Origin of the sequence: Bacillus sp. 522_BSPC, from assembly GCF_001076885.1 — a bacterium.
Lineage (GTDB): Bacteria > Bacillota > Bacilli > Bacillales > Cytobacillaceae > Niallia > Niallia hominis.
Map to the genome: position 1 here is coordinate 1 of NZ_JVDT01000274.1, position 13213 is coordinate 13213.

The window sequence follows — 13213 nt, forward strand, 5'->3', positions numbered from 1 at the left end:
ATCACAAACATCTTTATTACGTTGGAAATGGTGATATTATATAAGTGTAGTAAGAAACAAACAAGATCTTGTAAAAAGAAATGTGAAATAGTGAACAATATAATCAGATAACTAATCTTAAGGAGATGGAGTAAAATGTTAGACTTATTAAGAAATAATAAAGTGGTTGCCGGAATTTTAGCGATATTTAGAATTTATCTTGGTTATCAATTTATCCATGCAGGCTATGAAAAAATTACAAGTGGTGGCTTAGACGCAAGTGGATTTTTACAAGGGGCAATTGCAAATAGCACAGGTGATCACCCAGCAGTACAAGGATGGTGGGCAACATTTCTAGAACATATAGCACTCCCAAATGCGGATTTATTCAGTTTCATGGTTCAATGGGGAGAAGTTCTAGTAGGGATCGCACTAATCCTAGGTTTATTCACAAGCTTTGCAACATTGATGGGAATGGTCATGAACTTTGCCTTCTTATTTAGTGGAACAGTAAGCACAAATGGACAAATGATTCTATTAGCAATATTCGTTATCGTAGCAGGTGCAAACGCAGGTAAATTTGGTCTAGACCGTTATGCAATGCCATATATCAAAAAGCAATGGAACAATAGAAGAAATAATAAACACAAAAAAGAAACAGCAATTGCGTAAGCAGTTAATAGAAAGAAGTCAGTTACGATTAACATAACTGACTTCTTTTCTTTATGCATTTTAGTTTTTACCCAAGGCGATTTGCCAATTCAGGGCGACGTGCCTTTTTCTCTTTCGGTTCTGTCTTCGTATATGGTGGCTGAATAATCAATGTAATAACAAATGAAATCACACATAATATTGTAATAACCGTAAAGGTTGCATGGAATCCTCCTAGTACTGCTGCAATCATAGATCCAGCAAGTGCTCCGAATCCAAAACCTTGATAGATGATTCCATAGTTTTTACTTTGATTTTTCAGACCAAAGAAATCAGCGACAATGGCCGGATAGACGGTAATTACTCCTCCGAAACAGAATGCAATTGCTGCTACACAGGCAAAGAATAGTGGGAAATTTAATGGCACTACATTTAAAACAGTGACTGCTATAGCAGTTACTACTAATGTTCCAGATACTACTTTAATTCGTCCTACTTTATCAGATAATGCTCCAAGAATAATACGTCCAATTGTATTGAAAATTGCTACTAACGCAACAGCGTTGGCTGCTGTCGCAACATCTAAATTAGCTAAGCTGACACCAATATCTTTGACAATTCCAATTAAATACAGTCCGCTCATACATGCTGTAAAGAAAATAACAAAGAGTAGGTATGCTTGTTTCGTTTTCAGCATTTCCTTCACTGTGTAATTCTTTTGAGCTGTTACTGACGCTGTTTTTGTTTCTACTTCTTGCGCTTCTTTTAAGAGGAATGATCCTCCCACAACCATTGCTAATGCGATAATACCCCAGATTAAAAAGGCTGTTGAAACACCAAATGATTCAATAAAACTTGCATTTAAATATTTGAAAACAAGGCTACCGGTTCCATATGCCCCTACAGAAATACCAGATATCAATCCTTTTTTCTCAGGGAACCATTTAATTAAATTTGATAGGGAAGTAATATATGCAGTACCGTCGGCAAAACCAACGATTACTCCTGCAACAAGATATAACATCCATAAAGAAGATACTTGAGAGCTTAACATTAATCCTCCACCGAGGAAAATTCCAGCGATAGCAATTAAGCGACGCAATCCCCATTTATCTTGTAGCTTGCCTGCAAAAAGAGTAGCAAATGCTAGTGCAAAACTTGTAATCGAAAAAGTAATTGCAGTTGCACTTATATCCCAGCCAAATTTATCAACGAGCGGTTGATTGAATAAGCTCCATGTATAAATGGTTCCTAATCCCATTTGAACAATAATTGTACCAATAACTATAAGAAGGCGACTTCCATTTCGTTCTTTCATTCCGATCTCCTCTTTCTACTCGGTTTATAAACAGTATTTTCTACTATAAAAGGTTGTTTATGCTTTCTATTTATAGTTAAATTATACCGCCTGAAAGCTTTTTGAAACCGGTATCAGAATGAAATGCCCTATATTCGGAATGAATGGTAATTACAGATGCATAAGTTGTCGAAATGCTTTCGCTTTACTTCTGCTAACTGGTATTTCTGCCTTCATATCCTTTAATCGAACGAGATAAGTATGATTAAACCATGGCACAATTTCATGGATTTTCGAAAGGTTCACCGTATAGGATCGGTGGCAGCGAAAAAAAGTATCCTGTGGCAATTTATCGTGAAAATCAGAAATGCTCATTTGCATCATATATTCTTCTGATTTTGTATAAACTACTGTTACTTTTTCACTTGCTTCTGCAAAATAAATATCATTTACATCTGTCACAATAATATTTTCATTTTTGCGCAGATTGATACGACGATTTACCTCTGTTGTGACTTCTTCTGATCCCTTACTTTCCCTTTGATATGCTGATTCTAATTTTGCAAGCATCGCTGCTATACGCTTTTCTTCGTAGGGCTTTAAAATATAATCAAATGCTTCTAATTCAAAAGCCTGTGCTGCATGCTCCTTATAGGCTGTCGTGAAAATAATATAAGGCTTTTTGGCAAATTTACTAATATTGCTTGCTAAGAGCATTCCATCTAAAGACGGAATATTAATATCCAAGAAAATGGCATCGACTTCATTCTCTTGTAAAAATTTAAGCACATCTAGACCATCCTCAAATGAGGCAACAATTTCAATCCTGCTATGTGTCTGAATTAAATATTCTAATTCGTCTTTTGCTGGAATTTCATCCTCTACAATTATTGCTTTCATGCTATCACCTTCGTTATATCAAAATAAACTTCCGTACCTGGCTCTAATCTTCGAATGACTAAGCCTGTTCCATAGGTTAATTTTACTCGTTGATGGACATTCGTTAAACCGATCTGTTTTGATGATACTTCTTCTTTCGCGAGGCGATCAATTACTTCCTGAGCAATACCTTCGCCTGTATCTCGTACACTAACGCGAACCTTTTCTCCTAAATCTTTGACTGCAATTGTGATAACTCCAGGTCCCTTCCGCTTTAAAATTCCATGAACAACAGCATTTTCCACTAATGGTTGGATAAGCAGACTTGGAAGCTTAATATGGGTATCATCTATTTCATAGTTCACTTGTAGCCTATTCCCAAAACGCGCTTTTTCAATTTGGATATAGTCTCTTACTTGCTGAAGGGCTAGCTGTATATCAATAAGCTCTTCTCCTACCTCTAAGTTATAGCGCATATACCCTGATAAATTAATTATCAATTCTCGTGCTTTTTCTGGATTGCGACGGGTCGTTGAAGCAATTGCATTTAGAGCATTGAATAAGAAATGTGGATTGATTTTTGTCTGTAAAGCTTTAAGTTCCGCTTTATTTGCCTCTTCCTTCATTTGTTCTACTCGTGAAACTTCCATAAGGGTAGAGATAATTTGTGCTAAGCCAATCGCCATCGTTTGGAGCGTATTTGTAATCGTATAGGCCTTTCGATAATAGATTTTCAAGGTACCGGTTACAACGCCCCTTTCTTCCAATGGAATAACCAATAAACAATGAATTTGTGGGGTGTGATGGTCAGCGATATTATTTCGGATTGTGATTTTCCCACTTCGAATCGTGTCTTTTGTTAAATCACTAATAATTTCTTGGCCAATTTTGTATTTCTCTTCTCCAAATCCAACATATGCAAGAACATCCTTTGTGTCCGTTATTGCCACGGCATCAGCCTGAATATCCTCTTTAATAATGGTACAAATGGTACGTAAGGAATTTCCATTAATGGAACGGAAATACGGCAATGTTTTATTAGCAATATTAAGGGCTAGCTGTGCCTGCTGTGCAGCAATTCTTTCTTTTTCCCCTTCCACACTAGCAATCATTAAGACAATTAACCCGATACTAACTTGTCCTAAAATCATCGGCAAGGCAATTTTGGATACAATGTCTAGTCCTAAATCAAAGGGATCTGCAAAGAATAAAATCAGAATCATTGTTAATATTTCACATAGCATTCCCGCCACAATCCCATATATCCAACGACTATTCTTTTTCACCTGATGATGAATGTAGCCTGATACTACACCTGCTAAAATACTTGTTATTAAACAAGGAACAGAGGTTACTCCTCCAATATCAATTAAGTACCGATGTACACCTGATACAGTCCCTGTTACTATCCCAACCCATGGACCAAACAAGATACCACCTGACATTATCGCAATTATTCGGATATTCACAATCGAACCTTCTACTTCAATACCGGAATAGGTACCAAATAGGGCAAATGCACAGAATATCAGCGTGATTAACGTTAACTCTGTTGGGGAATGATGATCCTTTTGCAACGTTTCTTTGAATTTTGGAACTCTAGTCATAAAAAATAAGGTTAAAAGTAAAAGTGCAGCTCGCTCAAATAACTGAATAAGCATTTGTAATTCAAGGGAAGAGTCCATTCTTCTTCCTCCTTCTGTTTTAAAATCTTTGGTGTTTGTAACGAAATTATATCGTTTATTTTCCATCACAGTAAAATGAATGTTTCGTTATAAAAGAGCCTACTATTAAAAATAACTTTTGACGAACCATTTCTTATCAATTAATAAAGAAAGCATTATCTAACGTGCTGATTTCTCCACTTTCCACATCTATAAAGTAATCACAGTCTAATTTTCCGCATAGAAACCACTTTTTATCATGTGCATCATACACATAGTAGGGAGTTAGCGTGAAATATGGCTTTAGCTTATCAAAAGCTTCCTCTTTACTCACCTTCATCTCAATCGTTTCTTCTTGTTTCGCATCCATTATTTCATCCCATAATTCCTTCTTGTTCATATAATTTACTACCTCTCCATCTGTATCTAGAAAAACGATTAGCTTCCCTGGAAAAAGCGTTGAAGCAGTACTTTGCTCTAGGTATGCATGCAAATAGGAATTTTCCCGAGATAAATAAGTAAGTGTCCATTTCCCTGAATCATTCGGATACTTCATGCGCAAAAAATCTGTTACTTCTTGGATGCATTTTTCTGCAAGTTCATCCGTGATTGGCAAGGAGTCTGGATGCTTCACTTTTAAATAAGCATCCTCTACACTCACTTCATCCTCCCAATGTAAGAACTTTCTCTTAAAGCAATCCTTCTTTGTTTTCTGCCATTTGATTTCTTTGTTGAAATTTTTTTGAAAACCAACATGCTGCTGCATAAATGGCAGCTTACCTTTATCATCATTTCTGATGTATGTTTCTTCTACTCCATATACGATTTTCCTACCATCCTCTTCAGGAAAATTAGCTAAAACAACCTGTTCTCTCGCTATATCCTCTATGGCATCTAGCGATAAGGAATATTCTTCCTCTAATTCTTTCTTATTCGTTAACACACTTATATTTTGCGAATAGAATGTTAACTCTCCGTTTTCATTAAACTCTACATTTATCGAACAAGATGGGGATAACGGAACACCATTCCACTGTTCCTCAAAATAATACCTCCTTTCGTCTGTTTGCTTGCAAACAAAATCTTTCTCAATACTTAACCCAGTGAAAGCAGTGAGCCAATCCTTCACCTCTTTTATATCTTTATATGCAAAAACAACTCCATTTTCCGCATAGGTCACCCCCTGTACAAAAATAACAGATTGGAACTCCTTTGTATGGATGTTTATATCGATAGAAGCTGTCCCTTCAGGATTCTCCTCATCTGTCCAATCGGCATATATATTAGGAAACCATTCCATATTTAAGAGATACAATGTCTCCCCATCTAACATTATCCTTCTAAATAATCGATACCTCCCTAGGTAATATTCCGCTAGTCCCCATTGTTTTTTTGCCAAGTCTACTAGTTCTTTAATCCGCGCGTCCATTTTTCTTTCCCCTTTACTATTATTTTATCTCACTACCTCATTTATCGCATCACATACATCATCTGCCAACATTCCGTAAGGTCCCTTTTGGGCAGCTGCCGCATCCCCTGCCAACCCATGAATATAGACACCTAAGCGAGCGGCTTCTCTTTCCCTTAAGCCTTGTGCTAGTAAACCAACAATCACTCCTGTTAATACATCTCCTGTTCCACCTGTCGCCATCCCATTATTCCCAGATGTATTCACATACGTATCTTCAGTACCCTCTGTTACGATTGTTCTTGCATCCTTTAATACACATGTTAGCTTCTTTTCTGCCGCGAATTTTTCTGCTACTTCGATAATATCATCTGCAATCTTGGGAATTGGTTTACCAGTGAGGCGAGACATCTCTCCTACATGTGGGGTCATAATAATTTTTTGTTCATGATCGTGCAAAAGCTCCGGTTCCTTGGCGACAAGTGTAATGGCATCAGCATCTATCACTAGCGGAACTTTGCTAATAGACAGAACTTTGCTTAACAAATATTTAGCTTCCTCTGATATACCCATTCCAGGTCCTATTACAATGGCACTCGCCCAATTAATGGCCTCTGTTAGCCAGTCTCCATCTAGTTGACTTCTTTGATATGTCGTTACAATGGATTCTGGAAGCAAGGTTTGAAGTATTTGTCGATTTTCTTCTGGAGTCACGATTCTTACTAGACCTGCTCCCATCCGATAAGCTGCTTTTGCAGAAAAATAAGCTGCACCACTCATATTTTTTGACCCAGCAACCACTAGTATTTTCCCATATGTACCTTTATTAGAATAAGATTGCCGTCTCGGAATTCTCTCTAAATCCTTCCTTGTATAGGTATATATTTTAGGAAATCTTCCTTCAAATCCCCTAGCCGTAATCCCAATATCTTTGACCTTCACAACCCCAGCATAATCTGCTCCAGGATAAAGGACTAAACCTAATTTGCGAAATGCAAATGTTACTGTTCGTGTCGCTTTTATAGCGTTTCCCATCACTTTTCCATTATCTGCTGAAATACCTGAAGGAATATCTACAGAGAGGATTTCCCCTTCAGCTTGATTTACTTGCTCTATTATCTCTAGGTATTTTCCACTTAACGGACGTGATAACCCAATTCCAAACAAGGCATCCACAATCGTTGTGTATGGATTATTCTCTATCTTTTTTTCTGAGCTTACCCCATAATACTCGGCTATTTTCTGTTGCTGTTTATTTTCTGTTGTTCGTTTCTGTTCATCTCCTACAAATAAAACATCCACCTTAATATTTTGTAAATGCAATAACCTTGCCACTGCATACCCATCTGCCCCATTATTCCCAGAACCACATACAACGAGTACTCTAGTTAAATCAAATGAGTCCAATTCTTCGACAACAGAAAGAGCAGCTCTTTCCATGAGAACCATAGATGGCATGCCAATTTTTTGAATCGTCGTTACATCACATCTTTTCATTTCTTCACAATTCAGTAAATATTCCATCCTTCTCCACACTTTCTAAAAATTCCTAATTACGAATTACCATATCATTTATGATATTACCTTCTATTTCCCCCATATATTTTCCTCCTATAAGAAGGAATCAATCTTACCTCCCATTAAGCAGAAAAAAAGTACCCCTTCTAGAAGGATACTTTTTAGCTACGCTTATTGTCTTTTCTTCGTTTTTTTATTATTTAATTTCTCCGCTGCTGTTAATGGCTCATTTGCAAATTCATGGTCAAATTGACGAGATGTATCATCCTGCACTGCTTGTTTCGCATTTTTATTTTTATTTTTTGCCATGATTGTCACCTCCACCTTTTATTCTTTCTTGACCCAATAGAAATATGTAAGAGGAATTGTGAAATTTTTGCGACAAAAAAAGAGACTTCCTACCATGCTATTTAATGCATTCGAAGTCTCTGTCTGTTATTTGCCATGCGTCACTATTTTTACTTTTTGCTTAATGGTTGTTCTAAACACATTTCCTTTTTTATAGGCTATTCCTGTTGCTACTAACAACAACATACCGGTGACGATAAAAACAGATTGTGCAGGGAAAATCCCTCCAAGAAATCCTCCTATCATCGGTCCAAACATTCCGCCTAGCTGAGTTGCTGTTTGGTTAAGACTAAATGCTCTGCCACGGAAATTCTCTGCTGTTGATTTTACAACCAATCCATTCAATGCTGGAAAAACAGCACAAAAGAAAAGGCCAAAAATAAAACGAGTAATCGAGAAGCCCCAAATATTGCTGAATATTATTTGCGAGAATGTTCCAAGTCCTCCACCTAATAATCCAATAAATAAGATACGATTAAATCCAACCTTATCCGCCCATTTCCCCCAATATGGTGCCATGATGACACTTGCAATACCAGGAAGTGAGAAGATAATCCCCGCTAATAAGGAAGCTTTATCCATCGACCCACCAACCTCTAAAATATAAAGAGGGAGAATCGGTTCAATGGTCATAATAGAACAAGATGTGACCACTGTTAATAGAAGTACTAGCATAAGGGGTCTATTGGAAAAGGCTATTCGCAAGTCATTTCTTACAGATCCTTTTTCTTTACTTGGCGAAAAATTATCCTCTTTTACCCAGAAAATAATCAAGAATGTTGCAATGAAAACAAGAAGTCCTGCACTCGCAAAGGATAGCCGATTTCCAACTAATTGCGAAAGTACGCCTCCAATTAGTGGTCCCATTATACCTCCTGATGCAGATGCTGTAGAGATCATCGACAAAGCATACCCTGTTTTATCTGAAGGGGTATTCGTTCCAATTAATGCAATTGCTCCAGGAATAAAACCAGATAATAACCCTTGCATTATTCGAAGTACTAATAATTGGTATGGGTTCGTAACAAAAGCGGCTAAAGTATATACCACAAAAAGCACAAATCCAGCTCGAATAATCATCGGTTTTCTTCCATATTTATCTGCTAGCCTTCCCCAAAATGGAGAAGCAAATGCTCCTGCAAAAAACGCTGCACTAAACAATAATCCGGACCAAATTTCTGTGTTTTCGTGAACATTTAATTCTAGAAGAAAAATTGGCAAAAAGGGAATTACCATGTTAAATGATGCAGAGGTAAAGAAAACCCCTATCCATAAAACAAGTAAATTCCGCTTCCAAATTTCCATTTAGTATCGCTCTCCTAAGACATCAGCAATCAAGTACCAAGCCAATGAGATTTATTTTCCTCCATCATAGCATACTACCATTTATTTTTATACCCGAAATTTTTATTATCCGAAAAAATAATAACTGCAAAAGGTACCCGTAGCTAGACACTGAATGAACTTTAAAAACGTATACTTCTTAACCATTAAAAAAGTTGAGAAACTTTATCTCGTTTCTCAACTTTCCAACATTACTAAATTTTAAATTCCTTCACTAGTCCATTTAACTCTACTGCTAAATTAGATAATTCATGTGAACTATCGGCAAGCTCTTGCATCGAGCTGCTTGTTTGTTGAACAGAAGCAGATGTTTGCTCAATACCTGCAGCAGCTTCCTCTGAAATAGCTGCTATATCTTCAATAGAACGATTCATCTCTTTACTTGTTTCTAAAATGGAAGCGAGATTTTCTGAAACAACTTCAATGCTATTTGCCATATCGTTTACAGCATTTTTTATTCCATTAAATGTTGCACCCGTAGTTTTGATTTGTTCCGTACCTTTCATTACCTCTTCGTATCCACCTTGTAAAGACTCCGTAACAACACTTGACTCTTTTTGAATACTACCTACGATGTTTGTAATGTCTGTGACGGAGAATGCAACTTGTTCTGCAAGCTTCCTTACTTCATCCGCTACCACTGCAAACCCTCGCCCATGCTCTCCTGCTCGTGCTGCTTCAATTGCTGCGTTTAAAGCAAGTAAATTTGTTTGATCGGCAATTCCTTTAATGACGGAAACTAGCTTCGATATTTCCTGAGACTGTGTATCCAAGCCGCGGACCTTTTCCACAGATTCCTTCATAATTTTATTGATATTATTCATTTGCTCAATAGACGATTCCATTAATTGACTTCCATCATTCGTCATGCCGAGCACTTTATTAGATGATTGATAAATTAACTCCCCTTGTGTATATGCATCACCTATTGTGCCAGAAAAGGATTCCATAGATGCTGCTAAAGCACTTGCCGTATTCGCTTGGCTTTCAGCTCCAGATGATAATTCCTGCATAGTAGTCGCTACTTGCTGGCTTCCGGCAGTCACTTCATTCGTAGATTGGGACAAGTTCTCACTCTGTTTGTTAACAGTGATTGATACTTCTGATATCTTTTGGATGACCATTCGAAGGTTACTACTCATTTTATTCATGGACTGAGCAAGTTTTCCTATCTCATCCTTGCCTTGATAATTAATGTTTTCAGCTGTTAAATTACCATTCGCAATCGTATCACTAACTTGAACAACTTGCTTTAAATTACGAGAAATAATCCGACTTATAATGATAATTAAGATTGTACCAATAATTAGTGCCGTTATCATCGAAATAATTAACGTTTTCGTTGCAACACTCGCACTATTAACCGCATCGCTTGCTGCTTTGGTACGACTAACTTGTACCAATTCTTGCAGTTTATCCAAAGCCGTTATCGTTCTATTACGCATCGTTGTATTCGTTAGGCTTAATGAATTAATAGCAGAACGATCATTTGCTTGCATAGCAGGGATAATTTGATCGTTAAATAGTTCATTCATTTTCTGATCACGATCGACGATTTCATCAAATAAAGCTTGCTCTTCCTCATTTCGGATATCTTTTTTAATCTCTTCTTGATATTCATTAAATTTCGTAATGCTCACTTGATATTCGTCTACATAGGAAGGATTTTGATAGTCGAGATAATTTAAGATACTAATACTCTTTTCACGAGTAATAGACCCCATCTCTGTTATAAGAAGTGCTCTTTCATCGGTTTTATTCAATTGCTCAATACTGTCATTAATATGGATTAAACGTGTCGTTACTAGAATTGTTGTAATGGTTAAGAGTGCGAAAACAAGCAATAAAGTAAATCCATATTTCCAACCGATTGATACATTATTTAACTTATGTAGCTGACGATTATTTAATTTTAACTTTTCAAAAATCTTAAACTTCCCATTTCTTACCTTGCTAGATTTCTTAGGTTTTTTTTCTTTCTTTGGACCAGTTATTTTTGGTTTTCTAAACTTTATTTTTGCCATTACCAGTTCTCCCCCTTGTAGATTTGGGACCACTTTTACTAAATTTATCTTCTCTTTACTGTTTATAAAAAAATTCTAATATATTCCAAAATAGTAATTTTGATTCTTTATGATTACTCCCTCCTCTTTCAAAAAAATAATATGCTCTGTTTGTGTCTTCATCTATTTCATTACCCTACCGCTAACTAGTAAAATAGAATTAGATTCGCTAAAAACATGGTACTTTTTTACTTTGTATGTACAATATTAAAGTAATTTACAGAATAATTCAATTTTATTTACAAATAATATATCGGACTTTTTGCTCAATTGTTTATATTTAAATATTTTTTTATGATAATATTTATTTTTTTCAAACTGTTTTCCTATTAAAAAATAAAAACTGTGATCAAACTTTTTTTAAAAGTTTAACCACAGTCTAAAATTTATTATAAATAAAGAACCATTAATGCTTCATCATAATATTTCCCACTAATTTTTAATGCTTTTCGGTCAATTCCATATGTTTCAAATCCTAAGGAATCATATAATTTTTTGGCCGCTATATTATTTGTTACTACTTCTAAATATAGCTGTTCTATGTCATGTAACTCCATTGCTTTATTAATGGCTATTTGCACTAATTGCTTGCCGACTCCTTTGCCCCTGTGTAAAGGGGTAACATAGGCTGCATATAAATGGCCACGATGATTCATTTTTTGTTTCCCATCTTTCATTAAGGTTAAGACACCGATTAGATGATTTTCCGCAAATGCCCCGAAGACATAAGCAGATGAATCCGTTAAGCGGTTCTCTGTTCGACTAATGGGATAGTCTTTTTCTTCCTCATAGCTTGACCCAAATGCTTCAGGATTTGTCTTCAGAGCCTCTAATCTTAGTGCAAAGTATGCTTTAGCATCACGGAGGTGTAATTGCCTGATTTCCATTTGACTCTCTCCCTATCTGTGTAAAACTTTCTTTCGAAATAGATGGAGCTACAGCATTTATTTCTGGCTTTTGTTTTTTCCGCTCAGCCCTTGGTTGTTTAAAGACTACTCCCACTTTTACTTGCTGAACCTCTTTTACCCCTTGTACAATCAGCTGCATCGCAAAAATGGCAATAATAAAGGGAACAAGTATAAATAAATACCAGTACCGTCCAGAAGCAAGTGCGCTTCTGCCAACCTGTCCTATTAATCCAGACCATTCATAGGTAGAGGATTTAGGAGGATCTGAAAACATAGGATCCATGGATAATTTTGTACCTCCAAAGAAATAATCAAAAATGCCTAAATGCATAAAGATTAATAGCACTTGGATAAATTGCTGTCCAAAAAGAATGGTAAGTCTTGGGCCTAAATGGGGGAGAATATGGCGAATAAAAATTTGAAATTTCCCACCACCCATAACTCTAGCACTTGCGATAAATTCATAATCAAGTACACGATTGATTTCTTTTCCTAATAATACAGTGGTTAAAGGGACAACTAGTAAAGTCAAAATCATCGTTTCTAAAAAGACTCTTTCCCAAAAGGAATAGCTGAATCCGTCAAAAGTTGGTAATAGAATCGGTCTTAGCAAAATATAGGCAAGCAAGCTTAATGGCATAAAGTGAATTGAATCCACCATCTTTGCCAGCCATTGCTGTACTTGAGATTTCACAAAAAATGAATAAACTATAGCAAGCAATAATCCACCAACAACACGCAAAAATGCTATAAGCAGGGCAAAAAATAGGGTATACTTTGCGCCAATAACAATTTGATCATAGATACTATAGCCAAGTCTATCAGAACCAAAGAAAAAAGGTTCTGTTGGTGCAAACGGCATGGCAGCAAGGAGGGTCGCTCCATCTTCTGCATACAGTAAGCGCATTTGGTCGACATGATTATTAGTTGTGACAGAGTAAAGAATGCTATACCCAATTACGATGATAAAAAACAAGCTCCCCACTGCAAATTTCCAGTTCTTCATATGGATGCCAAACGTCTTGCCTACCCACATTACTGGACGAAGCAAAGAAAGGCTTTTCCAGCTAAACCGTTGGAATCCGTCCTTTAAATTGATTAAAAATACCTTAAAGGAGCATTCCTGTTAGAAGGATTTTCGGGGACTTGAACAA

11 protein-coding genes are annotated in these 13213 nt (G+C 36.4%); 1 reads left to right on the top strand and 10 read right to left on the bottom strand.

Going from position 1 to position 13213, the window contains the following annotated elements; all coding sequences use genetic code 11:
* Positions 1-135 precede the first annotated feature (135 nt).
* The gene (locus ADJ83_RS23040) at positions 136-651 is read left to right on the top strand and encodes a DoxX family protein (RefSeq protein ID WP_048719168.1); all 516 of its coding nucleotides are present in this window, start codon (positions 136-138) and stop codon (positions 649-651) included.
* A 67-nt stretch (positions 652-718) separates the two neighbouring features.
* Here the strand turns inward: ADJ83_RS23040 and ADJ83_RS23045 are convergent, their stop codons facing one another.
* The 10 genes from ADJ83_RS23045 to ADJ83_RS23090 all read right to left on the bottom strand — a co-directional run bounded on the left by ADJ83_RS23045 (position 719) and on the right by ADJ83_RS23090 (position 13110).
* A complete protein-coding gene (locus ADJ83_RS23045) occupies positions 719-1948 on the bottom strand; it encodes an L-lactate MFS transporter (RefSeq protein WP_031536148.1) in 1230 nt (409 codons plus the stop codon).
* 150 nt (positions 1949-2098) lie between these two features.
* Complete coding sequence (locus ADJ83_RS23050) at positions 2099-2827, bottom strand: LytR/AlgR family response regulator transcription factor (RefSeq protein ID WP_031536147.1); 729 nt, start codon at positions 2825-2827, stop codon at positions 2099-2101.
* Positions 2824-4491 (bottom strand): sensor histidine kinase, encoded by a 1668-nt coding sequence (locus tag ADJ83_RS23055; protein ID WP_031536146.1) that lies wholly within the window; start codon positions 4489-4491, stop codon positions 2824-2826. Before ADJ83_RS23055 ends, ADJ83_RS23050 begins: the two co-directional genes overlap by 4 nt.
* 136 nt (positions 4492-4627) lie before the next feature.
* Positions 4628-5899, bottom strand: a complete 1272-nt coding sequence (locus ADJ83_RS23060) for a hypothetical protein (protein WP_031536145.1) — start codon at positions 5897-5899, stop codon at positions 4628-4630.
* A 24-nt stretch (positions 5900-5923) separates the two neighbouring features.
* Positions 5924-7402, bottom strand: coding sequence for a bifunctional ADP-dependent NAD(P)H-hydrate dehydratase/NAD(P)H-hydrate epimerase (locus ADJ83_RS23065; RefSeq protein WP_031536144.1), 1479 nt, complete (start codon positions 7400-7402; stop codon positions 5924-5926).
* Positions 7403-7567: 165 nt separating this feature from the next.
* Positions 7568-7705 (bottom strand): small acid-soluble spore protein O, encoded by a 138-nt coding sequence (gene sspO, locus ADJ83_RS23070; RefSeq protein WP_031536143.1) that lies wholly within the window; start codon positions 7703-7705, stop codon positions 7568-7570.
* A 126-nt stretch (positions 7706-7831) separates the two neighbouring features.
* Positions 7832-9049 carry an MFS transporter gene (locus ADJ83_RS23075; protein ID WP_031536142.1) on the bottom strand — a complete coding sequence of 406 codons (1218 nt, stop codon included), beginning with the start codon at positions 9047-9049 and terminating at the stop codon, positions 7832-7834.
* A gap of 233 nt (positions 9050-9282) precedes the next feature.
* A complete protein-coding gene (locus ADJ83_RS23080; RefSeq protein ID WP_031536141.1) occupies positions 9283-11112 on the bottom strand; it encodes a methyl-accepting chemotaxis protein in 1830 nt (609 codons plus the stop codon).
* Positions 11113-11540: 428 nt separating this feature from the next.
* Complete coding sequence (locus ADJ83_RS23085; protein ID WP_031536140.1) at positions 11541-12038, bottom strand: GNAT family N-acetyltransferase; 498 nt, start codon at positions 12036-12038, stop codon at positions 11541-11543.
* The gene (locus ADJ83_RS23090) at positions 12010-13110 is read right to left on the bottom strand and encodes an ABC transporter permease (RefSeq protein ID WP_231512514.1); all 1101 of its coding nucleotides are present in this window, start codon (positions 13108-13110) and stop codon (positions 12010-12012) included. Before ADJ83_RS23090 ends, ADJ83_RS23085 begins: the two co-directional genes overlap by 29 nt.
* Between the last annotated feature and the right edge of the window lie 103 nt (positions 13111-13213).